This is a genomic window from Lysobacter sp. Root604, from assembly GCF_001427505.1.
Classification (GTDB): Bacteria; Pseudomonadota; Gammaproteobacteria; order Xanthomonadales; family Xanthomonadaceae; genus Lysobacter.
Genome location: NZ_LMGS01000009.1, coordinates 865,368 through 888,987 on the forward strand (window position 1 = coordinate 865,368; position 23,620 = coordinate 888,987).

23 protein-coding genes are annotated in these 23,620 nt (G+C 70.0%); 15 read left to right on the plus strand and 8 right to left on the minus strand.

Annotation, left to right across the window (positions count from 1 at the left end):
* The first annotated feature begins 4 nt into the window (after positions 1 to 4).
* The 9 genes from ASD69_RS12050 (at position 5) to ASD69_RS12090 (ending at position 10,484) form a co-directional block, all read left to right on the plus strand.
* Positions 5 to 1,483, plus strand: a complete 1,479-nt coding sequence (locus ASD69_RS12050; protein WP_056178133.1) for an XVIPCD domain-containing protein — start codon at positions 5 to 7, stop codon at positions 1,481 to 1,483.
* A gap of 183 nt (positions 1,484 to 1,666) precedes the next feature.
* The gene (locus ASD69_RS12055; protein WP_056178135.1) at positions 1,667 to 3,862 is read left to right on the plus strand and encodes a DUF5916 domain-containing protein; all 2,196 of its coding nucleotides are present in this window, start codon (positions 1,667 to 1,669) and stop codon (positions 3,860 to 3,862) included.
* Positions 3,863 to 3,969: 107 nt separating this feature from the next.
* Positions 3,970 to 4,518 carry a sigma-70 family RNA polymerase sigma factor gene (locus ASD69_RS12060; protein WP_162250647.1) on the plus strand — a complete coding sequence of 183 codons (549 nt, stop codon included), beginning with the start codon at positions 3,970 to 3,972 and terminating at the stop codon, positions 4,516 to 4,518.
* Between the two features lie 3 nt (positions 4,519 to 4,521).
* On the plus strand, positions 4,522 to 5,355 hold the full coding sequence (locus ASD69_RS12065; RefSeq protein ID WP_056178140.1) for a hypothetical protein: 834 nt from the start codon (positions 4,522 to 4,524) through the stop codon (positions 5,353 to 5,355).
* Positions 5,352 to 6,425, plus strand: coding sequence for a hypothetical protein (locus ASD69_RS12070; RefSeq protein ID WP_056178142.1), 1,074 nt, complete (start codon positions 5,352 to 5,354; stop codon positions 6,423 to 6,425). The genes ASD69_RS12065 and ASD69_RS12070 overlap by 4 nt, the downstream gene beginning before the upstream one ends.
* Positions 6,426 to 6,450: 25 nt before the next feature.
* Positions 6,451 to 7,050 (plus strand): ankyrin repeat domain-containing protein, encoded by a 600-nt coding sequence (locus tag ASD69_RS12075; protein ID WP_056178144.1) that lies wholly within the window; start codon positions 6,451 to 6,453, stop codon positions 7,048 to 7,050.
* A gap of 456 nt (positions 7,051 to 7,506) precedes the next feature.
* A complete protein-coding gene (locus ASD69_RS12080) occupies positions 7,507 to 8,619 on the plus strand; it encodes an NAD-dependent epimerase/dehydratase family protein (protein WP_082576449.1) in 1,113 nt (370 codons plus the stop codon).
* 129 nt (positions 8,620 to 8,748) lie between these two features.
* On the plus strand, positions 8,749 to 9,726 hold the full coding sequence (locus tag ASD69_RS12085) for an ABC transporter ATP-binding protein (RefSeq protein ID WP_056178146.1): 978 nt from the start codon (positions 8,749 to 8,751) through the stop codon (positions 9,724 to 9,726).
* Positions 9,723 to 10,484, plus strand: coding sequence for an ABC transporter permease (locus tag ASD69_RS12090; RefSeq protein ID WP_056178148.1), 762 nt, complete (start codon positions 9,723 to 9,725; stop codon positions 10,482 to 10,484). Before ASD69_RS12085 ends, ASD69_RS12090 begins: the two co-directional genes overlap by 4 nt.
* A gap of 37 nt (positions 10,485 to 10,521) precedes the next feature.
* Here ASD69_RS12090 and ASD69_RS12095 read toward each other — a convergent pair whose 3' ends face one another.
* The gene (locus tag ASD69_RS12095; protein WP_056178150.1) at positions 10,522 to 10,806 is read right to left on the minus strand and encodes a DUF4031 domain-containing protein; all 285 of its coding nucleotides are present in this window, start codon (positions 10,804 to 10,806) and stop codon (positions 10,522 to 10,524) included.
* 46 nt (positions 10,807 to 10,852) lie between these two features.
* The gene (locus ASD69_RS12100) at positions 10,853 to 11,902 is read right to left on the minus strand and encodes a diguanylate cyclase (RefSeq protein WP_056178152.1); all 1,050 of its coding nucleotides are present in this window, start codon (positions 11,900 to 11,902) and stop codon (positions 10,853 to 10,855) included.
* 236 nt (positions 11,903 to 12,138) lie between these two features.
* On the opposite strand from ASD69_RS12100, the gene ASD69_RS12105 reads away from it, so the two are divergent.
* Entirely contained in the window at positions 12,139 to 12,534 is a 396-nt protein-coding gene (locus ASD69_RS12105) for a VOC family protein (RefSeq protein ID WP_056178156.1), read from the plus strand.
* Between the two features lie 10 nt (positions 12,535 to 12,544).
* On the opposite strand, the gene ASD69_RS12110 is transcribed toward ASD69_RS12105, so the two are convergent.
* The 3 genes from ASD69_RS12110 to ASD69_RS12120 all read right to left on the minus strand — a co-directional run bounded on the left by ASD69_RS12110 (position 12,545) and on the right by ASD69_RS12120 (position 16,135).
* On the minus strand, positions 12,545 to 13,462 hold the full coding sequence (locus tag ASD69_RS12110; protein ID WP_056178157.1) for a rhodanese-like domain-containing protein: 918 nt from the start codon (positions 13,460 to 13,462) through the stop codon (positions 12,545 to 12,547).
* Between the two features lie 134 nt (positions 13,463 to 13,596).
* Positions 13,597 to 15,021, minus strand: a complete 1,425-nt coding sequence (locus ASD69_RS12115) for a nicotinate phosphoribosyltransferase (protein WP_056178160.1) — start codon at positions 15,019 to 15,021, stop codon at positions 13,597 to 13,599.
* 64 nt (positions 15,022 to 15,085) lie between these two features.
* Positions 15,086 to 16,135, minus strand: coding sequence for a bifunctional nicotinamide-nucleotide adenylyltransferase/Nudix hydroxylase (locus tag ASD69_RS12120; RefSeq protein WP_056178161.1), 1,050 nt, complete (start codon positions 16,133 to 16,135; stop codon positions 15,086 to 15,088).
* Between the two features lie 233 nt (positions 16,136 to 16,368).
* On the opposite strand from ASD69_RS12120, the gene ASD69_RS12125 reads away from it, so the two are divergent.
* A complete protein-coding gene (locus ASD69_RS12125; protein ID WP_162250648.1) occupies positions 16,369 to 17,175 on the plus strand; it encodes a class I SAM-dependent methyltransferase in 807 nt (268 codons plus the stop codon).
* Between the two features lie 34 nt (positions 17,176 to 17,209).
* Here the strand turns inward: ASD69_RS12125 and ASD69_RS12130 are convergent, their stop codons facing one another.
* The gene (locus ASD69_RS12130; protein ID WP_056178165.1) at positions 17,210 to 17,668 is read right to left on the minus strand and encodes a carboxymuconolactone decarboxylase family protein; all 459 of its coding nucleotides are present in this window, start codon (positions 17,666 to 17,668) and stop codon (positions 17,210 to 17,212) included.
* A gap of 108 nt (positions 17,669 to 17,776) precedes the next feature.
* Between ASD69_RS12130 and ASD69_RS12135 the strand changes: the two genes are divergently transcribed.
* Complete coding sequence (locus ASD69_RS12135) at positions 17,777 to 18,682, plus strand: LysR family transcriptional regulator (protein ID WP_056178167.1); 906 nt, start codon at positions 17,777 to 17,779, stop codon at positions 18,680 to 18,682.
* A gap of 184 nt (positions 18,683 to 18,866) precedes the next feature.
* The gene (locus ASD69_RS12140; protein WP_056178169.1) at positions 18,867 to 19,082 is read left to right on the plus strand and encodes a hypothetical protein; all 216 of its coding nucleotides are present in this window, start codon (positions 18,867 to 18,869) and stop codon (positions 19,080 to 19,082) included.
* Between the two features lie 63 nt (positions 19,083 to 19,145).
* On the opposite strand, the gene ASD69_RS12145 is transcribed toward ASD69_RS12140, so the two are convergent.
* Entirely contained in the window at positions 19,146 to 19,769 is a 624-nt protein-coding gene (locus ASD69_RS12145; protein ID WP_056178171.1) for a nucleotidyltransferase family protein, read from the minus strand.
* A complete protein-coding gene (locus ASD69_RS12150; RefSeq protein ID WP_162250649.1) occupies positions 19,766 to 20,767 on the minus strand; it encodes an XdhC/CoxI family protein in 1,002 nt (333 codons plus the stop codon). The genes ASD69_RS12145 and ASD69_RS12150 overlap by 4 nt, the downstream gene beginning before the upstream one ends.
* Positions 20,768 to 20,934: 167 nt before the next feature.
* Between ASD69_RS12150 and ASD69_RS12155 the strand changes: the two genes are divergently transcribed.
* Complete coding sequence (locus ASD69_RS12155; RefSeq protein WP_056178173.1) at positions 20,935 to 21,390, plus strand: (2Fe-2S)-binding protein; 456 nt, start codon at positions 20,935 to 20,937, stop codon at positions 21,388 to 21,390.
* A 58-nt stretch (positions 21,391 to 21,448) separates the two neighbouring features.
* A complete protein-coding gene (locus ASD69_RS12160) occupies positions 21,449 to 23,614 on the plus strand; it encodes a xanthine dehydrogenase family protein molybdopterin-binding subunit (protein ID WP_056178175.1) in 2,166 nt (721 codons plus the stop codon).
* The last annotated feature ends 6 nt before the right edge of the window (positions 23,615 to 23,620 follow it).

Consider the following 23,620-nt stretch of genomic DNA (forward strand, 5'->3'; position numbering starts at 1 on the left):
AACCATGCCTTTCGAAGACGTCACCCTGCAAAGCGGACAACACGTCACCCTGGTCAGCTGGGAGGACCTGAAGCCGACCCAGCACGGCGGTCGTCTGCAGACCACGCCCTGGACCAGTCAGGACACGCGCGAGTCGCTGGCCTTCTACGACTCCACCGTCGAGTACATGCGCAACGACTGGGCGTTCAAGAACATGTATGCGCAGCCGGTCGAAACCGACCAGGGCCGGGTCGCGCTGTTCCACAACGCCACCACCGATACCTGGCACAGCATCGACGCGCTGGACATCGATCACGTCACGCCGTGGAAGCAGCACTGCGTCAACAAGGGCGTCGATAATCAGGCCGATGCCCACTACGCCTACAACGACGTCGGCAACCTGCGCATGCTGCCGGCGGTGGTGAACCGCGCCCGCGACAGCGCGGACCTGATCTACGCCACCCACGGGCCGAACTCGCCGCAATGGCAGAAGTGGGTCGACGAGCGCCTGGGTTTCGACACCAACGTCAACCATCCCGCGTTCGACGAAGACCGCGACCTGGCGCGACGCCACAAGACCACCATGGAAACGCCGTGGTCGGCCGATGAAGGGCGCAAGGGCCTGAGCTTCGATGCCCGCGTCGCCGGCAAGTGGTACGAGGCGCAGCTGGAACAGGCCTATGCGACCACGGTGCAGATCAAGAGCCCGACCACCGGCAAGATCAGCGACGTGCACCTGTTCAAATGCGACGCTTCCGGCCAGCTGCTGACCCGCGACGCCCTCGACATCGACCATCGGGTGCCGTTCGAGATCCTGTCCAAGGAGATGATGAAGTACGCGCCCGACGGCGGCATCACCAAGGCCCATGCGGCGGACGCCTACAACGAAACCAGCAATCTGCGCTTGGTCGGCCGCAGCGCCAACAGCGGTCACGAGTGGGAACTGGATCGGCACGGCCAGTACCGCGACAAGGTCGAGATCAAGCCCATGCCCGGCGACTACCGTGAGGATCAGCTGACGCTGTCCCCCAGCATGCGCGATCAGATCCGCAGCACCATGCGCCAGACCTACGGCGGCATCGGCAGCCTGCAGGAAGGCGGCTTCGGCGGCCTGCCGTTGGGCGCGCCGCAGCAGCCGCAGGCGATCCTGCTCAACGACCAGCGCCATCCGGATCATCCGCTGTTCAACAACGCGCTCAAATGCGTGCAAGCCGAGTACAAGGCGCTTGCGCCGCAGCAGCAGGAAGTGCTGGCCTCGTCGGTGGCCTTGTTCGCCAAGCAGAATCACATGCCCGACATCTCGCGGGTGGTGAGTCACGAAGGCAATCTGTATGCGGTGCGCGATCATGGCTTCAGCGGCGCGCGCGACGTGGTGCTCCATCCCGAGCAGAACCTGCTCAACCGCACCCTGCAGCAGAACAGCCAGGAGATCGCCAATGTGGCCACGCCGACCCAGCAGGGTTGGCAGCAGGGCCAGCAACAGAACCGCGGCTTGGTCCAGTAATCCGCGTCGTCGCCTGCGCCTGGCCGTTCACGGCTCGGCGCAGGCCTGTTGCGCCGGGACGAAACCCGGCTAACCACCGCCGCCGCATCCCATCCAATCCTGTAGACGCAACGCACCGGGATTGAGATGACAACGAGTAAGCGCAGCACGCATGCCTGGGCATGCGGTGGATGGGTATTGCCGATGATGTTCGCCGGCGGCGCGCAGGCGGCCATCGCGATCGACGGCAAGGTCGACGAGGCGCAGTGGCAGCAGGCGCGCGCGTATCAGGACTTCAAGGTCACCGAGCCCTACCGCTTGGAAGCGCCGCCCGCCGGCACGGGCACCACGGCGCGCCTGCTGTCCACGCCGGAGGGCATCGCGGTGGCGTTCGAGCTGGAGCAGTCCAGCGCGTTCGCGCGGGTCAAACCGCGGCTGGAACGCGACCAGGACCGCGCCGCCGATCGCGTCAACGTCAGCATCGATTTCGACGGCGACGGTCGCACCGCCTACAGCTTCAGCGTCGACCGCGCCGGCTCGGTGCAGGACGGCGTGGTCGTCAACGAGAACGTACTGAACCTGGACTGGGACACCGACTGGTCCTGGGCGGTGAGCGAGACCGCCACCGGCTGGCAGGCCGAACTGCTGATCCCGTGGTCGGTCGCGACCATGCGCGGCGCCGACGCCTCCACGCGCAAGATCAACGTCTACTTCAGCCGCACCCTGGGCAGCAACGGCGAGCGCCAGGCCACGCCGGCGGTGGCGACCTCGCGCGGGCGTTTCGTGTCCGGCTTCGAGCCGATCGAAATCGCCCAGTACCGCAAGCCTTTGCTGCACTTCTGGCCTTACCTGACCGCCCACCACGACCTGATCGACGGCCGCACCCGCTACAACGCCGGCGTCGATGTGTTCTGGAAGCCTTCGCCGACCTTCCAGCTCAGCGCCACCGTCAATCCGGATTTCGGCCAGGTCGAGTCCGACGATCTGGTGATCAACTTCGACGCGGTCGAGACCTTCTACAGCGACCGCCGCCCGTTCTTCACCGAGAACCAGAGCATCTTCGATCTGACCACGCCCGACGCGGGACGCCTGATCCACACCCGCCGCATCGGCGGCGACGCCGACGACGGCTCCGGCGCCAGCGACATCGACGCCGCGCTCAAGCTCAACGGTTCGGTCGGCGCGCTGGGCTACGGCCTGCTCGCGGCCAGCGAGGACGGCGAGGCCGGTCGCGATTTCTATGCGGCGCGCTTGCAGTACCCGCTGCGCCCGGGGCTCAACCTGGGCTGGCTGGGCAGCCTGGTGCAGCGGCCCTACCGCGATCGCGAGGCGCAGGTGCAGGCGCTGGATCTGAGCTGGAAACCGAACGACCGATTGATCGTCAACGCCCAGGCCCTGGCCAGTTTCATCGACCAGGCCGGACGCGGCAGCGACGACAGCGGCGCCTGGCTGCGCATCAATTGGACGCCGTCGAACCGCTGGCGCTACGAGTTGGAGCTCACCCACTTCGGCGACCGGCTCGACTTCAACGACCTCGGTTTCCAGCGCCGCGCCAGCCTCAACGAAATGGAGGCGACCGCGGTGTATCTGCACCGGATCGAGGATGCGGCCTCGAAACTCGGCAGCACGCGCTGGTCGGCCGAACTGCAGGCGCGCAGCAACGACCGCGGCGACCGTCTGCCGACCTATCTGCTGCTGGGCGGCAACCTCAACTTCCGCAACGGCGACCTGATTTACCTTGAGGCCAGCCTGATCAGCGACGGCGCGGACGACCTGATCTCGCGCGGCAACGGACTGTGGCAGCGCTCGGGCCGCTACGACGCCGAGGTCGGTTACAGCAGCCGCCGCTACGGCGACTGGTCGCTGGGCGCCTCGATCGAACTGGCGCCGCGCGGGCTGAGCGCGCGCCCGACCCAGGAAGTGGTGCTCAGCGCCAACTGGTACCCCAGCGACGCCTTCAACGCCTCGTTCGAGTTCGGCCCGGACCGCGGCGAGGACTGGCTGATCTGGGAAGGCGGGCGCAACTTCGGCCGCTACGCGCGCCGCGGCGACTTCGCCAGCCTCGGTCTGAGCTGGTTCCCGGGCCAGCGCCACGAGCTGCGCCTGAAGTCGGAGTGGGTGGCGGTGCGCGGCAGCCGCGGCCAAGGCTACCGGCTGCAGCCCTCGGGCCGGATGGCCGCCAGCGGCCAGGCGCTGCCGGACTTCGACGTCAACAACTTCGGCCTGCAGCTGCGCTACCGCTATCTGCTGGGGCCGCAGTCGGACGTGTTCCTGGCCTATTCGCGCGGCGGCTACCGGCGTCAGGAGCGCGACGGCATCGGCGGCGGCGCCCTGTTCGACGACGCCCTGGGGCTGCGCGACGCCGACCAGCTGCTGGCCAAGATCCGCTACCGGTTCTAGGCCGGGGGACGGCGCCCGCACATCCGGGCTAACCGATCGCGGGGTGGGTGCATCCTAAGGGGATGGACGGCGGCGACCCACCCTTGGACAGCGCAGCGCAATCGGCGGTGGCACGCGCACGCGCCGGCGACGAGCGCGCGTTCCGCGGGCTGGTGGACGCGCACGCGCGGCCGCTGTTCCAGTTGTGCTTCCGCATCACCCGCGACGCCGCGTTGGCCGAGGACGCGGTGCAGGAGGCGTTCTACAAGGCCTGGCGCGGCCTGGCCGGCTACGACGGCCGCGCCGCGTTCTCGACCTGGCTGCACCGGATCGCGGTGAACGCGGCGCTGGAGCAACTGCGCCGCGACGCCCGCCATCGCCAGGACGGCCCCGCCGCCCATCCGGAGGACGAGGAAGGGGCGGATTTCCTGGCCGCGCTGCCCGACGACGCGCCGGATCCGGAGGCGCGCGCCTCCGGCGTGCAGATCGGCCTGCGCATCGACCGCCAGATGCAGCGCCTGAGTCCGTCCGAGCGCGCCGCTTTCGTCCTGCGTCATTGGGAAGGCGAACCGCTGGAGCGGATCGCCGAAACCCTGGGTATGAATACCGGCCAGTGCAAGCAGGCCATCTTCCGCGCGGTGCGCAAATTGCGCGACGCCCTGGAAACCTTGAGGTAAGCCATGTCCATCCGCGACGACGACCTGATCCTGTACCACTACCGCGACGGCCTTGCGCCCGAGCGCCTGCGCGAGATCGCGTCCGCGCTGGCCGCCTCGCCCGAGCTCGCCGCGCGCTATCAGCGCCTGCGCCAGCTGTTGGCCGCGGCCGACGCCGACGCGCTGCCGCCCTACGATCCGGACCTGGAAGCGCGGCTGTGGCAGCGTCTGCAGCCGCGACTGGCCGAGGCGTCGGCGCCGGCCACCGCGTCGGTGCCGCGCGCGACCGCGCGCGCGCATGCGCGGCCGCGCCGCCGTCTGCGCGCCTGGGGCGCCGGCCTGGCCGCGACCGCCGTGCTGGCGCTGGCGGTCTATCTGCCGTTCGCAGGCCGCGACCCGATGCCACCGGCCGCGCCGGTCGCGGCCCAGCCCGCCGCGCCCGTGCCCGCGCGCGCGCCGGAGGGTGCCGGCAACGACCGCGCCGACCGCGTGCTCGACGCCTACGTGGCCGGACATCTGCGCAGCACCGAAGGCCTGTTGCTGAGCGTGGTCAACAACGAGGGCGGGGCGCTGGCGCCGATGGATCCGGCCTATGTGCGCGACCTGGTCGACGACAACCGTCTCTACGCCGCCGCCGCGGCCGAGCGCGGCGACCGCGCGCTGGCCGGCTTCCTGCATTCGCTGGAGCCGACCCTGATCGAACTGGCTAACCGAACGCCCGCCGCGGGCGTCGAACAAGAAAACGCGCTGCGCGACTATGTCGACGGCAGCGATCTGGTGTTCCAGGTGCGCGCGGTCGAAGCGCGTTTGCAACAGCGCAGCGGCAGCGCCGCCGCGCAGGAAGGAGCGACGACATGATCCGCCACATCCCACTGCGTCCGCGCCTGACGGCGCTGACCCTGGCCACGCTGCTGTTCGCCGCGCCCCTGGCGGCGGCGCCGCTGGATCCGGGCGGCGAGATGAACGCCCTGTATTGGCAGGGCCACAGCGCCCTGGGCTCGGGCGACTGGAGGGGCGCGCAACTGCGTTTCGCCGATCTCGAACGGCGCCTGCGCCAGAGCGAGCCCGATGCGGTCGACGCGGCCATCTATTGGCAGGCTTACGCGCTCATGCGCGCCGGCCGCGACGACGAGGCGACCGCGCTGGTCAAGCGCCTGCGTGGCGAGTTCCCGCGCAGCCGCTGGAACCGCGACGCCGCGCAGCTGCTGCACGGCAGGAACCAGGCGCCGGCGGTCGGTGGCGACGACTCGCTGACCGCGCTGCTGCGGCAGCCGCCCGCGCAGGCGATCCCGAAACTGGTGGCCCTGCTCAACGGCAACGGTGCGCCGCGCCTGAAGCAACGCGCGCTGTTCCTGCTCAGTCAGATGGACGACGCCGGCGCGCTGGCGCAGGTGGCGGTGGTCGCGCGCGGCAACGATCCGCTGCTGTCCGAGCGTGCGGTGCGCATGCTGGCGGTGGCCAACGCCGGCGACGAGCTGCGCCAGGTCTACGCCGCGGTGCCGCAGGCCGATCGCAAGCTGCTGGTGCTCAAGGCGATGGGCGTGGCGGGCAGCTACCAGGATCTGGCCGAGGTCGCGCGCCGCAGTTCGAACGCGAGCCTGCGCCGCGGCGCGCTGCAGGCGCTGGGCGTGGCCGGGCAAAGCGAGGTGCTGGCCGAGGTCGCCAACAGTTCCACCGATTCGGGCACCCGGATCGCCGCGATCCAGGCCCTGGGCACCGCCAACGCCACCCGCGATCTGCTGGCCCTGTATCCGAACGTGCGCAGCGCGCCGCTGCTGCGCCAGGAAGTGCTGAAGAGCCTGCTGGTCGCATCCAACGAAGGCGTGGTGATGAAGCTGTATCACCAGGCCGCCACGGCCGACGAACAACGCGCGGTGCAACGCGTGCTGATCGACGCCGGCTACGACCCCAATCGCCCGCGCCGCTGAGCGCAACAGTTCCGGAGCTGCCCGCATGCGTATCCGCTATCCGATTCGCGCCGCGCTCTATGCGGCGCTGGTGCTGGGCCTGTTGGCCTCGATGCTGCTGAAACCGGCCAGCGCCGCCGCCGAGGACGGCGCGGCCTTGATCGACGCGGTCAGGGCCGGTCGTATCGACGCGCTGCGTCACATGGTCGCGCGCGGCGCCGACGTCGACGCGGCCGTGCCCGGCGACGGCACCGCCCTGATCGAGGCCGCGCGCCGGCGCGATCCGGCCCTGGTCGCCGAGCTGCTGCGCCTGGGCGCCCAGGTCGACCTGCGCGTGCGCGGCGACGGCAACGCCCTGATCGCGGCCGCCGCGCAGCGCGACAATCTGGCCGTGGTTCGCCGCCTGGTCGAAGCCGGCGCGGACATAGACGCCATCGTCGAAGACGACGAGACCGCGCTGATCAACGCCGCGCGCAGCGGCGATGCGCGTGCGGTCGCCTACCTGGTCGAACGCGGCGCGGACGTCAACCTGGGTGTAGCGGTGCGTGCGCATGCGGGCGCGGCGCCGGTGTGGCGCTCGCCGCTGAATCAGGCGCGCACAGACGACGTACGCCGCTATCTGATCGAGCGCGGCGCGCGCCGCTGATCGGGACGCGTCGATCGGGCGCCGGGCTCCGGCGCGCGCAGGCGGTCGGCGAGAAACGCGCCGGTCGCGCACACACCCGGCAGCAAGCCGCGGCGATGCGACATCGTCAGGCTCGTGCTCATGCGGCCCGCCGCCTGGCCCGGAAGCGTAGTGCCGGCGGCCGGCGCTCAAGACCAGGTGACGGAAACTCCGGCGGCCGGTCCAGCGCGCTCGCTGGCGCCAACCAACGTCAAGCCGATCCCGGCCTCGCTTCGCGCATGCGGCCCTAGCGCGAGCGTGCGGCCTGTCCCCGGGGCGTGCTGTGCGGCAGCGATCGTTCTCGCGACGGCGCGCACACGATGCATGCGACCTGCGTGCGCAGCGGATGACATTCGTCAGTTACGCCGCCATGACCGCGATGCCAAGGTATGCCACAGGCCGGTCGTGTCGCGACCGGCGCAGGCAACGGAGGGCAGGATGAACTCGAACAGACGCGCCCTGGTCCTGGGCGCCAGCGGCGGCATCGGCGGAGAAGTCGCGGTGCGCCTGGTCCAGCGCGGCTGGGAAGTGCACGCGCTGCAGCACCGCAGCCGCATGGCCGGGCGCCGCGGCAACGGCATCTACTGGTGGCGCGGCGACGCGATGCAGCGCGACGACGTGATGCAGGCCGCCAAGGGCGCGTCGCTGATCGTGCATGCGGTGAACCCGTCCGTGTTCCAGGACGGCGATACGCAGTCGCTGAGCATGCTGCAGCACAGCCTGGACGCCGCCATCGCCGGCCGCGCGCGTCTGCTATTGCCGGGCAGCGCCAGCAACTACGCGCCCTCGGCGTCGGTGGCGGAGGACGCGCCGCAGCAGCCGCAGACGCGGCGCGGCGCGTTGCGGGTGGAGATGGAGCGGCGCCTGCGCGACGCGGTGGAGCAGGGCGCGCGCGCCCTGATCGTGCGCAGCGGCGACCACTTCGGGCCGCACGCCGGCCACAGTTGGTTCGCCCAGGCCATGGTCGAACCGGGCCGCGCGGTGAGCGGCGTGCGCTACCCCGGTCGCGTCGGCATCGGTCACCAATGGTGCTATCTGCCGGATCTGGCCGAAACCATGCTGCGCCTGGTCGAACAGGAGGAGCGCCTGGACGCCTACGAGCGTTTCCATGTCGGCGGACATTGGGACGCCGACGGCACCGCCATGGCCGCGGCGATCGCGCGCGCGCTCGGGCGTGCCGGCCTGCGCGTGAAGCGCTTCCCCTGGGCCCTGCTGCGCATGAGTTCGCCCCTGCTGCCGATGTTCCGCGACATCGCCGAACAGCGCCGGCTGTGGATGGAGCCGGTGCGGCTGGACAACCGCCGTCTGCTCGGCTTCCTCGGCGAGGAGCCGCGCACCGACCTGGACACCGCCGTGCGCGAGACCTTGTACGGCATGGGCTGCCTGCGGACGGCGCCGCTGCCGCAACCCGCACCCGTGGTCGCGCGAGCGACGCCTACGCCCGAGCAGTTGCCGTTCGAACTGGCCCTGTTGGAGCGCAAGCTGCTCGATCGCGTGCTGCAGGACCATGCCGCGCAGCAGCATGGCGAGGAACTCGCGATCGCGGCCTGAGCGCGACGCCGTCCGCTGCACAGTGCGTGCGCGCCGGGTCGGGTAGAGTGGCGACGCTCGACCTGGTCGGCGGATCCCGCGCCGCCGGCGTCGCCCCGCTGTCGCCGCACCGATCCTGACGGAGTTGCCATGCCCTCGACCGCGCCAGCGCCCGACCGCGCGTCCAGCGAAGCCATCGTCTCCATCGTCGGCCTGACCAAGGCCTACGCCGGCGGTTTCCAGGCCCTCAAAGGCGTGGATCTGGCGATACGCCAGGGCGAGATCTTCGCCCTGTTGGGGCCGAACGGCGCCGGCAAGACCACCCTGATCAGCATCGTCTGCGGCATCGTCAATCCCACCTCGGGTACGGTGCGCGTCGACGGCCACGACATCCTGCGCGACTTCCGCGCCGCGCGCGCCAAGATCGGCCTGGTGCCGCAGGAGTTGTCCACCGACGCCTTCGAAAGCGTGTGGGACACGGTCAAGTTCAGTCGCGGCCTGTTCGGCAAACCGCCCAATCCGCAGCACCTGGAAAAGGTGCTGCGCGACCTGTCGCTGTGGGACAAGAAGGACGCCAAGATCATGGCCCTGTCCGGCGGCATGAAGCGCCGGGTGCTGATCGCCAAGGCGCTGTCGCACGAGCCCAAGGTGCTGTTCCTGGACGAGCCCACCGCCGGGGTCGACGTCGAGCTGCGCCGCGACATGTGGAACATGGTGTCGGCGCTGCGCGCGAGCGGCGTGACCGTGATCCTGACCACGCATTACATCGAGGAGGCCGAGGAAATGGCCGACCGCATCGGCGTGATCAACCACGGCGAGATCGTGCTGGTCGAGGACAAGGCGGCGCTGATGCGCAAGCTCGGCAAGAAGCAGCTGACCCTGCACTTGCAGACGCCGCTGCAACGGCTGCCCGAACCGCTGACCGGGCTGCCGCTGGAGCTGTCGGCCGACGGTCAGGAACTGGTCTACACCTTCGACGCCCAGGCCGAGGAGACCGGCATCGCCGCGGTGCTGCGCTGCCTGGGCGAGCACGGCATCGACTTCAAGGACCTGCAGACCACGCAGAGCTCGCTGGAGGAGATCTTCGTCAGCCTGGTGCGCTCCAGCGCGCGCGGAGCGACGCCATGAACGTCTACGCGATCCGCGCCATCTACTACTTCGAGATGCACCGCACCTGGCGCACCCTGATGCAGAGCATCGCCTCGCCGGTGCTGTCGACCTCGCTGTACTTCATCGTGTTCGGCTCGGCGATCGGCTCGCGCATGGTCGCCATCGACGGCATCAGCTACGGCGCCTACATCGTGCCGGGCCTGATCATGCTGGCGCTGCTGACCGAGAGCATCTCCAACGCCTCCTTCGGCATCTACATGCCCAAGTTCACCGGCACCATCTTCGAGATCCTGTCGGCGCCGATCTCCTTCGTCGAGGTGGTGCTGGGCTACGTCGGTGCGGCCGCGACCAAGTCGGTGATCCTGGGCGCGATCATGCTGGCCACGGCGCGCCTGTTCGTGCCGTTCGAGATCGCGCACCCGTTCTGGATGGTCGGCTTCCTGGTCCTGACCGCGGTCAGCTTCAGCCTGTTCGGCTTCATCATCGGGGTCTGGGCGGACGGCTTCGAGAAGCTGCAGATCGTGCCGATGATGATCGTCACTCCGCTGGCCTTCCTGGGCGGCAGTTTCTATTCCATCCACATGCTGCCGCCGCTGTGGCAGAAGCTGTCGCTGTTCAATCCGGTGGTGTACCTGGTCAGCGGCTTTCGCTGGAGCTTCTACGGCGTGTCCGACGTCAGCATCGCGGTCAGCGTGGGCATGACCGCGGCCTTCCTGCTGCTGTGCCTGCTGGCGATCTGGCTGATCTTCCGCACCGGCTACAAGCTCAAGTCCTAGGCGCGCGCAAGGCCGCTCGCCGCGGCGACGCGTCCGATCAAGGCCGCTCGCCGCGGCCTTGCGCCTTGGCGTTGGCGATCACCGCATGCACCAGCTCGCGATCGCGATGGCGCGAGATCGCGACCGCGCCCAGGGCGATCGCGCGTTCGCGCATCGCGGTGTCGACGTCGTAGTGGGCGCCGCTGGTCTTGTTCTGGAACGCGCGCCGCGGAATCCCCAGCCGTTGCGCGAAGGCGTGCAGCTCGTCCAGGGTATCGGCCATCAGATGGGCCCAGCGCGCGCCGCGCCAGGGCCAGACGGCATCGTCGACGTAGACGGTCATGCGCGATCCGATGGGGAAGGGGACCAGTATCGGCCAGGCGGCGGCATCACTGCGCCAGTTCGACGCGATCGCGGCCAGCGGCCTTGGCCCGGTACAGGGCCTTGTCGGCCTTGCGGATCCAGGACCCGGCGTCGGGCGTGCTCGGCCCGGCTTCGGCCGCGCCGATGCTGATCGAGCAGCGCAGGCCCTGCGCGAACAGGCGCTCGCGCACGCGCTCCAGGGCGCGTTCGGCCACGTGTTGGGCCTCGTTGAGGTCGGAGCCCGGCAGCACCACCGCGAACTCGTCGCCGCCGTAGCGGCCGGCGGTGTCGGTCTCGCGCAGGCAATGCTGCAGCAGCGCGGCGAATTCCTCGATGACCTGGTCGCCGACGGTGTGGCCCTGGCTGTCGTTGATCTGCTTGAAGTGGTCGATGTCGATCATCATCAAGGTCGCCGGCCGCTGGGTGCGCTGGTGGCGCGCGAGCTCGCCGCGCACCACTTCCAGCCAATGCCGGCGATTGGCCAGGCCGGAGGCGAAATCCACCACCGCGACCTCGCGCAGCAGCTTGTTCTGCAGGCGCACCTTGTGGCCCAGCTCCCAGGTCGCGATGCCGATGGTGAGCGGGTAGGCGATCAGCAGCGGCAGCGAGCCCAGAATCTCCATCTGCCCGCTGTGCGGCGCGAACGCGAAACCGTTCAAGGCCGCCACGATCAGGCAGGCGGCCATCATCCACAGCAGCGCGCGCGAGGCGAAGCGCGGGCCGCCGACGCTGAGCTTGTCCATGGTCAGCATCACCGCCAGCAGCACCGAGGGCAGCAGGTTGAACTGCATCAGCGCGATCCAGACCCCGCCCATGGCCGAGTCCACGGTCAGATTGCGGAACTCGGTGCGGTCGGGGTGGGCATTGCGGCGCGACAGCCAATAGGCCAGGTGCGGCCAGACCAGGCCGTTGAACGCCAGCAGCGCCCACACCGCCGCCGGCGCGTCGGTGGCGTACAGGCCCGAGCCCACGCACAGCATGCCCAAGCCCAGGCCGATGCTGCGCATGCGACGGATGCGGCGGATGAAACGCAGGTGCGACTGCGTCAGGTCGGCGGCGAGTTGGGTGGACGGCATTGCGACAGCCTGTGGCTTGGACCAGTGTCTCGAACCAGGGTCGGGCGATGTCGTGGGGGATGCGGCTCGTCCTGCCCGAATTGTCTCAGATCGTCGTGCAGGCGATGTCGACGCGGCCGCGCCGCGGCCCCGCAGGCACGGTCGAACCGGCATGCCGATCGTGGCGTGAAGGCGGGGCCGCACCGAGCTGGCGATGCCCGCCCTAGAATAGGGCTCGCCCGATTGCGACGACCGTCATGCGGATTTCCGCCCTCCATCACGTTGCCCTGATCTGCTCCGACTACCCGCGCTCCAAGCACTTCTACACCCAGGTGCTGGGGCTGCGGGTGATCGCCGAGGCCTACCGGGCGGCGCGCGACTCCTACAAGCTCGACCTGGCCCTGCCCGACGGCAGCCAGCTGGAGCTGTTCTCGTTTCCCGATCCGCCGCCGCGCCCGTCCTACCCGGAGGCGCGCGGCCTGCGCCACCTGGCGTTCGAGGTGGTCGACATCGACGCCGCGGTAAGCGCCCTGCAGGGCCATGGCGTAACGGTGGAGCCGGTACGCGTGGACGAATACACCGGCCGGCGCTACACCTTCTTCGCCGACCCCGACGAACTGCCGCTGGAGTTGTACGAGCGCGCGCCCGACTGAGCGCGCGTCCTCAGTCGCGCGCGATCGCGTGGCCTTCGGCCGCCCAGGCCGCGAAACCGCCCGCGAGCGGGCGCACGCGCTTGTAGCCGCGGCGCTTGAGTTCCTGCGCCAGCACCGCCGCCGAGGCCTCGCTGGGACAGTCGCAATAGACGATCACTTCGTCGGCCGGTATCAACGGCGCGTCCGACAGGGTGGCGACGAAGATCGCTCCCGGGATCCAGCCCGATTCGGCGCGGCTCTCGGCGCGGCGGACGTCCAGGATGGTCGGGCCGCTGCCGTCCTCGATCATGCGGTAGAGCTCGCCGACCGTGATCCGGGCCATGCGCAACTGGCGCAGAAACCACTGCCGGCGCACCCACTTGTAGGCCACGAAGGTCGCGATCAGCGCCAGCAACACCGGCAGCGCGTAGTGGCCCAGCGCTTCCAGGCGCGCGAGCACGTCGTTGACCGCGCGATGGAACACCGCGCCCACCGCCACCGCCACGCTGGCCCATAGCAGCGCGCCGATCGCGTCAAACAGCAGGAAGCGGCGCGTGCTGGTGCCGGTGTCGCCGGCCAGGGTGGTCGCGACCGCGGCGAAGCCGGGCACGAACTTGGCCAGGATCAGCGAGGGCGCGCCCCAGCGCGCGTACACGCCGCGCGTCATCAGCACGCAGGAATCCGGCGACAGCGACAGTCGGCACATCAGCTTCAGCAGCGCATTGCCGAACCGGCGCCCGCCTAGGAACCACAGCCAGTCGGCGACCACCGCGGCGGCCGAGGCGACCAGCACGATCGCCAGCAGGCTCTCGCCGCGGTCCACCGCGATCGCGGCGGTGACGATGATCGGCGGGTAGGCCGGCACCGGCAGCCCGCCCTGATCCAGCAGCACGGCGACGAAGACCACGAGCAGGCCGTAGCTTTCGATCAGGTGCAGCAGTATGTCCATCGGGGTCTCGGGCGGCAGGCCACGCGGGCCAGAGCGGCAGTGTCCGCGCAGCCCCGGCGCCGCGCAATCGGCGCCGGGAAGAAGCAGCGTTGCGCGGCTGGCACGCCGCGCCAACGGGCGCGTGGCGCCCGCGCTTACAGCCGCGCGGCGTTGGCCAGGGCGCGCACCTCGTCGAAACGCCAGTCGCGCAGCAGGCGGCCGTTCTCCCACACCGTGACCATGGCGTCGTCGTAACCGGCAGGCCGAGCCAGGTCTTCCAGCGTCGCCGCCTCGGCCGGCACCGGCACGGTCTTGAAGTGGCCGTACTCGCGATGGCGCAGCAGGGTCATGCGACCGCGTTTGCTGGCCTTGCCCTTGTCGGTGACCGGGTCCTTGTAGACGTCGATCCATTCGCCGTTCACGCGCGCGGCCGAGCACTTGAGCGCGAACTTCTGGGTATCGCGGTCCAAGCGTTGCAGCAGCGCGCCGCCCATGCCGAAGGCGAGGTTGTCGGTGGCGTAGCCGTAGCTGGTCGCGCGTTCCAGGATCGCGCGGATGCTGGTCGGGTTGATGCCGTCGCCCTGGATCACGCGCACGTGGTTGAGCACCTTGTAGCCCTTGCCGTTGACGGTGTGGCCGAAGGCTTCGTCGAGCAGGCTCAGGCACTGGTGGACCACGTCGACCGGGTCGCCGGAGTCGGGGCGGATCACCACGGTCGCGCCCGAGGCGATCACTTCCTCGCGCAGGGTCTTGCCCCAGTGCTCGCGGATCGCGTGGAAGATGTCGTAGCTGTCCGAAACCACGGCCACGATCGCGCCGGGCTTGGCGAACTGGCGCAGCATGTTGCGGTAGGCGTCGACCTCGTGCTCGCGGCCCCAACTGGTGATGGTGCTGTGCTCGGCGGCCGGGATCGAATAGCCGGCCATGGCCTCGTGATAGTAGGCGCGCGCCGCGAGCAGGCTGGCGACGGTGTCGGTGCCCATGAAGTTGACCAGGTGGGCGACGCCGCCCAGCGCGGCCGATTCGGCGCTGGACACGCCGCGCGCGCCGAAGTCGTGCAGCTTGAACGGCAGCTGGCCTTCGGGATCGTCGCTGGTGCGTTCCAGGAACTGGCGGATGGTCTGCTTGGCGTGCCAGCTGATCGTGGCCACCGTCACCGGGTACCACAGGCGCAGCAGCAGGGTCTCGACGTAGGACGGCACCCAATACGCCTGCGGGTCGGTGGACTCGATCGTGACCAGGGCCTGATGGGTCGGCACCACCGTGCCTTCGGGCACCCCGCGAATGCGCAGCGGCAGCAGGCCGCCGTGGTGATCGACGATGTAGCGCCAACCGGCTTCGTTGAAGGGCTCGCCGTGCGCGGCGTAGAGATCGCGCGCCTCGTCGATATCGGCGTGGCTGATCGGCTTGCCCAGGTATTCCTTGAGGATGGCCTGCAAGCCGAAGAATACGGTGCGATCGTAGACGCCGCCGCGCGATTCGACGTAGAAGAACGTGGCATCGGTGCCGGGCGGATACTGCAGCCAGTGACTGGCCTTGTAGCTGTCGGTGTTGAGCAGCAGGTTGTTCAGGCATTGCATGACGGGAAGCTCCTTCGCGTCGGGATGACCGGCGGTCTGTCCGCCGGCGGGGGCGGCCGGCGGTTCAACCGCGGCCGAGGAAGAACTCGAGTATGTGCAGGTGGTCTTCGAACAGCTGCGGGCCCATCTCCAGCGCCACGCTGACCGGAATCCAGCGCGCCTTGTCGGCGTCGTCGCCGCCGCGCACGTCGGGCAGCTCGCCGCTGGGGAAGTCGAAATGGAAGGCGTGGGTGATGGTGCGCCCGCGCTGGCTGCGCTCGGGATGGTCGAACACGTGCTGGTGGCGGATCGATCCCTTCAGCACCGGCAGCGGAATCTTCAGCCGGGTCTCTTCGCGTAGCTCGCGCAGGCAGGCGTCGAGCAGGCTTTCGTCCTGGCCGACGAAGCCGCCGGGCAGCGCCCACAGGCCCTTGCCGGGCTCGGCGCGGCGCCGCACCAGCAGCACGTGGCCGGAATGCACCACCACCGCGTCGGTGGTGACGAAGGTGGGCGGGTAGGGCGCATCGGCCCAGGCCGCGCGGTAGGTGTCGATGAACTGGTGCTCGGCGACCAGTTGCTTGAACGCCGGCGAGTTCTTGCGGAAGGCCTCGAGCATGTCGAACACCGGGCCGGGCACGTTGGCGCGGATCAGCATCAGGCCGCCGTGGCTGTCGAGCTGATTGGCCTCGTACAGATAGCGGCGCAGTTCGGTGGCCGACAGAGTGGCGGTGTGCTGCACGTCGACCAGCTGCCACTGCGGGAACTCGCGCAGGTAGTAGCTGGAGGCGTCCTTGTCCTGACCGATCAGGCCCACCCGCGCCTGCGCGTCGCCGCCGTCCTGGGCGATCGCCTCGGCGACCGCGCGCTGCACGCCGGCGATCCAGCGGCTTTCGTTGTAGAGACGATCGCGCAGCGGACGCACGATCAAGCGTTCGGCGGCGTCGCCCAAGGCGGATTGGATCATCACCGCGCGCTCGGCCACGGTGAACGGGTTCTTGGTGGTGCGCGGGGTGTCGGCCGAGCCGACCAGGAAGATGACCTTGCGGGCCTTGCTCAGGGCGAGGCGGGCGACGGCGGCGTGACCGTTGTGGAACGGTTCGAAACGCCCGATGAAAACCAGGTAGTCGTAGTCCATGAGGCTCCCTCACGGTGAGTAGCCCCGGGTCTGTCCCTGGGCTTGTCGATCATGCTACGCCGATCGCGCGAAGCCGACAATGCGGTCGCGTGGTTCGCTCGCGACCCGTCCGGGATGCCGCTGCCGCGTCTACGCCTGATCCTCACATGCGCCGTCGCAAGATCGCGTATGGGGCGAATGCCGACGCGAACGGACGCGCGGCGGCGGCCCCGTCGCTAGGCGGGAGGAAGCACGTGCAATTGCAAGGCGCCCAGCAGACGCTGTTGATCACGCTCTACGCCAAGGCCCTGGACAACCGTTCGGCGCAGCCGCTGCTGCACGATGAACTGGCCGACGAGATCGTGCGCCGGATCGACTACGACTTCGGCCGCTTCCCGCTCAATACCGGCCAGATCGCCGGCATCGCCCTGCGCGCCAAGGTGCTGGACGAGTGGGCGCGCGAATGGCTGGCGCAGCATCCCGACACCATCGTGCTGCACCTGGGCTGCGGCCTGGACACGCGCGTGTTTCGGATCAATCCGCCCGCCGATCTGGACTGGATCGATATCGACTATCCGCAGGTCATCCAACTGCGTCGCGAGTTGCTGCCCGAGCGCTACGGCAGCTACCGCATGCTGGCGGTGGACGCGTCCGATCCGGACTGGCTGGCGCCGATCGCCGGCGGCCGCCCGGCGCTGGTGATCAGCGAAGGCCTGTTCCCGTATCTGGAGGAGGCCGACGCGCGCGACTTGGTGAAGCGCGTGATCGACCGCTTCCCGCGCGGCGAATGGTTGTGCGACATCTATAGCCGCTTCGCCCTGCGCCTGCTGCGGCGCTCCTGGGTCGGCCGCAGCACCGGCGCGCGCTTCGGCGATTGGGGCGTCGACGATCCGCGCGAGATGGAGGACTGGCATCCGCGCCTGACCTTCGTCGACGAGCCGCGCTTGAGCGAACGCCCCGACGTGCTGGGTCTGCCCGCGCGCCAACGCTGGGTCTACCGCGCCTACGACCGCTGGAGCTGGCTACGCCGGCTGGGGCGGCTGGCGCGCTACCGATTCTGAGGCGCGCCAACCGTCGTTACTCGCCCCGTCAACCTCATGCCGCGTTGGCGGCGCGGGTGGCCGGCGGTGTCTTGCGGAACGGAATCGCCAGACGGTTCCAGGCGTTGATCGCGATCACCGCGTAATTGAGCGCGCCCAGGTCCTGTTCGCCGAACGCGGCCAGCGCGCGCGCATAGACCGCGTCGGCGACCGGCGCGTCGGCCACGCGCGTGACCGCTTCGGTCCAGGCCAGGGCGGCGCGTTCGCGTTCGCTGAAGGGGCCTTCGTCCCACACCCGCAGCAACTGCAGGCGTTCGGCGGTTTCGCCGTGGGCCATGGCCTCGCGCGTGTGCAGCCACAGGCAGTAGGCGCAGCCGTTGATCTGCGAGGCGCGCACGTTGATCAGGTCGATCAGCGCGGTTTCCAGGCCGCTGCGTTCGACCGCGCTGTGCAGGGCGCCCAGGGCCTGGAGGCCGCTGGGCAGCAGGGTATTGGTGTCGAGACGTTGCGACATATGCGTGCTCCGGTAGGGGGAAGGCGGCGCCCGTGCCGGGCGTGTGCGGAGCAGGTTAGGATGTTCATTAGTGAAATACATTCCGACAAGGATGCAAGCGGTGATTGCATGAATGAACAACGTCTGTCCTGGGACGACTACCGTTTCATCCTCGCGGTCGGCCGCGCCGGTTCGCTCAACGGCGCGTCCAAGCGCCTGGGCGTGAGCCACCCCACGGTGTTCCGGCGCATCAACGAGATCGAACGCAAGCTCGGCGCGCGCCTGTTCGAGCGCGCGCGCGAAGGCTATGCGGCGACCGTTACCGGCGAGGAGGTGATCGCGGTCGCGGCCGAGATCGAGCAGCGCATCGAGGCCACTGAGCGCCGGCTCTCGGGCCTGGACGCGCGCCCGGCCGGCAGCTTGCGCGTGACCACGGCCGAGGCCCTGCTGAGCGGCCTGATGCCGCCGTTGCTGGCGCGGTTCCGCCAGGCCTATCCGCGCATCGTGCTGGAGCTGACCGCCGACAACGCCACCCGCGACCTCAGCCGCCGCGAAGCCGACGTGGCGCTGCGCCCCGGCGGACAACCGCCCGACAGCCTGATCGGGCGCAAGATCGCGACGATCGCGGCGGCGGTGTACCGGCCGCGAAAATTCAAACTGCGCGCGGGCGCCGACCTGGGCGAGCAAGATTGGGTGGTGCCGGACGACAGCCTGTCGCATATCGCGATGGCGCAGTGGGGGATCAAGCGCGGCTATCACGAGACCGCGGTGCTACGCAGCAACAGCCTGCTCGCGCTGCGCGACGCGGCCGCGGCCGGGATCGGCATGGCGGTATTGCCCTGCCATCTGTGCGACGGCGACAAGCGACTGGTGCGAGTCGGCGATCCGATACCGGAGCTGCGCTCGGACCTGTGGCTGCTGACCCACCCGGACCTGCGCCGCAGCGCGCGGGTCAAGGTATTCCTGGACGCCATGCGCACGGGCTTCGCGGAATTGCAGCCGCGTCTGGACGGATTGCCCGCGCGTGAGGGGTAGGAAAAATCCTACAAACGATCGAGCGCTCGGATGACGTTATCTGAGTCACGAAAAGCGCACATTGAGCTCGTCCCCGACAGCACGGCCTTAGGCACCGGCAGGACGCCGCGCCACGGAGACGGACGCCGAGACAGGAACTGTCGGAGCTGGGCCGGGGACGCCTTATTCAGAGCAAGGAAGCGCCATGTTTCGCGTCGAACTTAAGCTGCGGAACGGCAACGGAGGCAAGGCCCTGACCACCGCGATCGCGGAACTGGCGCAGGATTACCTCAGCCCCGAAGCCGCACTGGAAGCGGTGCTGCCGCTGGCGCAGCGCTACGCGGAGCAATCGCGCAATGGACTGTGGCTGCGCATCTACGACGCGCGCTCGCAGGCTGTGTTCGGCACGCTGGTCCCCTAGGCCCGCGTGAAGCCCGTGCCGCCCGGAACGTTGGACGAGCGCTCCGGGCGGCGCGGGCGCCTCTCAGGCGTTCGCGCCGCGATCCAATACGCCACGATCCAGCAAGCCGGCCGCGACCGCGCGCGCGACGTCGGCTTCCACGTCGATGTCCCAATGCAATGCGGGGGCGTCGAGCCAGGTCAGTTCATCCGGCGGCAGGCGCGCGAGCAGCGCACCGAAGCCGCGGTCGCCTTGCAGGCCACGCGCCTGCGCCATCAGTTCGCCTGACACTACCGCCGGAATGCCCGGCGCATCGCCGTGGCGGGTCGCCGCGCACTGCGAGTGCGCGCGCGTCGCGCCCGCGAGCAGCGCTTGCAGATGTTCCAACTCCAGGGCCGGTTGATCGCAGCCCAGGATCAGCACGGGCCCGGCGTGCGTAGCCAAGGCCGTTGCGCCACACCGCAAGCTACTCGCCAAGCCGAGCTCCCAATTTGGATTGAGGCAGACCTCGGCGGGCAGGTCGGCGATCGCGGCTTGCAGGGCGTCGGCCTGCGCTCCCAGCACCACCAACAGGCGCTGCGGTCCCGTCTGCGCGGCCAGGCGCACGGCGCGATGGATCAGGCGTTCGCCGTCGCGCGTCAACAGTTGCTTGGCGCGACCGAGCCGGCGGCTGCCGCCCGCGGCCAGCACCAGCGCCGCATGCGTCATGCCGGTGCGTGGCGCAGCGACTGCAGCTGCGCGGCGACGCTGAGCGCGATCGCTTCCGGGCCGTCGCCGCCGAGCTTGAGCCCGATCGGCGCGTGCAGGCGCCGCGCGAGCGCGGCGCGCGCGGCTTCGGGCAGCACCCGGAACAGGTCGTCGCGACGCTGGTGGGGCCCGAGCAGGCCGACGAATCCGATCTCGCTCGTGGCCAAGGCTTCCAGCGCTTCGCGGTCGAGTTCGAAATGATGATGCATGACCAGCACGGCGTCGTGCGGACGCGCGCTCGCCAACGCCTGCGCGGGGGGGCGCGCGATCGCGTAGTCGGCGTGCGCGGCCTGGGCGGTCCAGCGCGGGCGGCGCTCGACCACGCTGGTGATCCAGCCCAGCGAGCGCAGCAGCGGCAGCAGCGAGGCCGATTCCGGGCCGGCGCCGAACACCAGCACCGACGGCGGCCGCGCGATCTCCAGCAGCCAGGCGGTCGCGCCGCGGCCCAGCCACGAGGGCGTCGCCACCGGCAGGGTCCAAGGCTGGTGCTCGCCGCCGACGCGCACGCGCATGGCGCCGTTGAGATTGATGTCCAGGCGCAGGTCGCCGTGACCGCGCCGCCATTCGTCGACCAGCGCCGGCAGTTCGCGCAGCGCGGCCAGCGGCAGCAGGGCCAGGCGCAGGCGGCCGCGGCAGCCGATCGCCGAACCGTCGAACAGGTCCTCGTCGCTGCGGGTGTCGATGTCCATCCACTCGACCCGGCCGTAGCGCGCCGCGGTCGCGGCCAGTTCCTCGATTTCGGGCTCGATGCAGCCGCCGCTGAGCCAGCCGACCTGGCCCTCGCGCGCGCCGAACAGGGCCACCGCGCCGGGGTGCACATAGGTCGAGCCCTCGCTTTCCAGGACCACGGCCAGGCTGGCCGGGTCGCCGCGTTCCTGCGCGCGCACCGCGGCTTCCAGGGTGCCGCGCACGCCGCCGGCGGCGGGCAGGGCGGGCGCAACGGGCGGAGCGTCTGGCACGGCGAATCCCTGAGCGCGGACGACCGCCCGATCATGCGGTCTGGCCATGACGCCTGCAATGCGGGCGGCCGCAGGACAGGCGCGCTTCTTGCAGGGCGCCGGCCATGGATGGCGTAAACACGGCCGCAGGCGTATGTTCGGCTTTCCCCAGCCGCCGCGAGGGATCCATGAAACTGCATGTCAACGGCAGCGAGCACGAGGTGGACGCCCCACCCGACATGCCCCTGCTCTGGGTCCTGCGCGACCTGATGCAACTCACCGGCACCAAGTTCGGTTGCGGCATCGCCCAATGCGGCGCCTGCACCGTGCACGTCGACGGCGCCCCGCGCCGCGCCTGCGTCACCCCGGTATCGACCGTGGAAGGCAAACAGATCCTCACCATCGAAGGTCTGTCGGCCGACGGCAGCCATCCGGTGCAGCGCGCCTGGGCCGAGCTGGACGTGGTCCAGTGCGGCTACTGCCAGTCCGGTCAGATCATGTCGGCGGCGGCCTTGCTGGCCAAGGTGCCCGCGCCCACCGACACCGATATCGATCAGGCCTTGTCCGGCAACATCTGTCGCTGCGGCACCTACCCGCGCATCCGCGCGGCGGTGAAGCGCGCGGCGGGGCTCGGCAAGGCCTGAGTCGCGCGCGCGGCCGCGCGGCCGCCGCGAGCTTCGTCATTCGCAACGGAGGTGTGCCGTGAACGCTGTGCCTCAGCCTTCCCGACGTCGATTCCTCAAGGCCGGTGCCGTCCTCGGCGGCGGGCTGGTGATCGGCTTCGTGATCCCCGGTGCGCGCCGCTACGCGCTGGCTGCGCCGGCCGCCGCCAGCGCCGCCGCGCCGTTCGTACCCAATGCCTTCCTGCGCATCGGCGAAGACGACAGCGTGACCGTGCTGATCGCGCATTCGGAGATGGGCCAGGGCGTGTGGACCGGCCTGGCCATGCTGGTCGCCGAGGAACTGGACGCGGACTGGTCCAAGATCCGCGTCGAGCACGCGCCGGCCGCGCCGGCCTACGCGCACACCGCGTTCGGCCAGCAGATGACCGGCGGTTCCACCAGCACCTGGTCCGAATTCGACCGCTACCGCCAGGCCGGCGCGACCGCGCGCCAGCTGCTGGTGGCGGCGGCCGCGCAGCGCTTCGGCGTGGCCGAGGCGGACATCCGCACCGAGAACGGCGTGGTCGTGGCCGGCACGCAACGCGCGCGCTACGGCGAGCTCGCCGCCGACGCCGCGAAACTGCCGGCGCCGAAGGCCGCGCCGGTGCTCAAGGACGCCAAGGACTGGAAGATCATCGGCAAGCCGACCAAGCGCCTGGATTCGCCGGAGAAGATTACCGGGCGCGCGAAGTTCGGCATGGACGTGCAGTTCGACGGCCTGCTGACCGCGGTGGTCGCGCGCGCGCCGGTGTTCGGCGGCACCGTCAAATCCTTCGACGCCGCCGCGGCCAAGGCCGTGCCGGGCGTGCGCGACGTGGTCCAGGTGCCCAGCGGCGTGGCCGTGGTCGCCGATCATTACTGGGCCGCCAAGCAGGGCCGCGATGCGCTGAAAGTGGACTGGGACCTGGGCCCGAACGCGGGCCTGGACACGGTCAAGCTGCGCGAGGAGTTCCGCAAGCTCGCCGCCACCCCTGGCGCCGTCGCCGCGCAGGCCGGCGATGCCGCCGCCGCGCTGGCCAAGGCCGGCAAGACCCTGGACGCCGAGTACCACACGCCCTATCTCGCGCACGCGCCGATGGAGCCCCTGAACTGCACGGTCAAGATCGACGGCGACGGTTGCGAGATCTGGACCGGCACCCAGTTCCAGACCGGCGACCAGCATGCCGCCGCCGGCATCCTCGGCCTCAAGCCCGAACAGGTGCAGATCCACACCATGTTCCTGGGCGGCGGCTTCGGCCGGCGCGCCACCACCAACTCGGATTTCGTGTCCGAAGCGGTGCAGGTCGCCAAGGCCGCGGGCAAGCCGGTCAAGACGGTGTGGTCGCGCGAGGACGATGTGCGCGGCGGCTACTACCGGCCGATGTACCTGCAGCAGGCGCGCATCGCGGTCGACGCGCAGGGCTATCCGGTGGCCTGGCAGCATCGCCTGGTCGGCCAGTCCATCATCGGCGGCACGCCGTTCGAGGCGCTGATGGTCAAGAACGGCGTGGACGCGACCTCGGTGGAGGGCGTGTCCGATTCGCCGTACCTGAAGGACATCCCCGACCACCGCGTCGAACTGCATTCGCCCAAGACCGGCATCCCGGTGCTGTGGTGGCGTTCGGTCGGGCATAGCTACAACGCCTTCGTGATGGAAAGCCTGATCGACGAGCTCGCGCATGCGGCGAAAAAGGATCCGGTCGAATACCGGCGCGCGCTGCTCAAGTCGCATCCGCGTCACCTGGCCGCGCTGAACCTGGCCGCCGAGAAAGCCGGCTGGAGCACGCCGGCCGCGCAAGGGCGCGGGCGCGGCGTCGCCGTACACGAATCCTTCGGCAGTTTCCTGGCTCAGATCGCCGAAGTCTCGGCGGAGAACGGCGCGATCCGCGTGCATCGGGTGGTGTGCGCGATCGACTGCGGCCTGGCGGTGAACCCGGAAGGCGTGCGCGCGCAGATGGAATCGGGCATCGCCTTCGGCCTGGGCGCGGCGCTGCACAGCGCGCTGAGTTTCCAGGACGGGCGCGTGCAGCAGTCCAACTATCACGACTACCAGGTGCTGCGCCTCAACGAGATGCCGCAGGTCGAGGTTCACATCGTGCCCAGCACCGAACGCATGGGCGGCGCCGGCGAACCGGGCACGGCGCCGATCGCGCCGGCGGTCGCCAACGCGGTGTTCGCCCTGACCGGGCAGCGCCTGCGCGAACTGCCGCTGCGGCTCAAGGCCTGAGGAGGA